We start from the raw sequence: 249 nt of genomic DNA on the forward strand, positions 1-249 counted from the left end.
GACGCGCGAGCCGTCGCCGAGGCGCTCCCGCCGCCCGTCGCCGGAGCGCTGTCCCGGTGCTGCCTGCAGCAGGTCTTCGGCCGAGGTGATGCTGCGTCCGGCGATGTGGGTCGGCGGCAGCGAGCGCAGCGCGAGCATGACATTGCCGATGACGGCGAGATCCTCGACGCGCACCGAGACCTGGCCGCTGGCGAAGTGCCCGTACGTCTCGCCCAACTCATCGAGCAGATCGACGAGCGTGGCCCCGCG

Annotated in this window: 1 protein-coding gene; it reads right to left on the reverse strand. The window is 72.3% G+C overall.

Annotated features, from left to right (window positions below):
- On the reverse strand, nucleotides 1-249 hold a 249-nt coding region (locus SB753_RS39845; protein ID WP_410805519.1), incomplete at both ends, for a hypothetical protein.

Origin of the sequence: Paraburkholderia sp. SIMBA_053 (genome assembly GCF_046534895.1) — a bacterium.
GTDB classification, from domain to species: domain Bacteria; phylum Pseudomonadota; class Gammaproteobacteria; order Burkholderiales; family Burkholderiaceae; genus Paraburkholderia; species Paraburkholderia caledonica.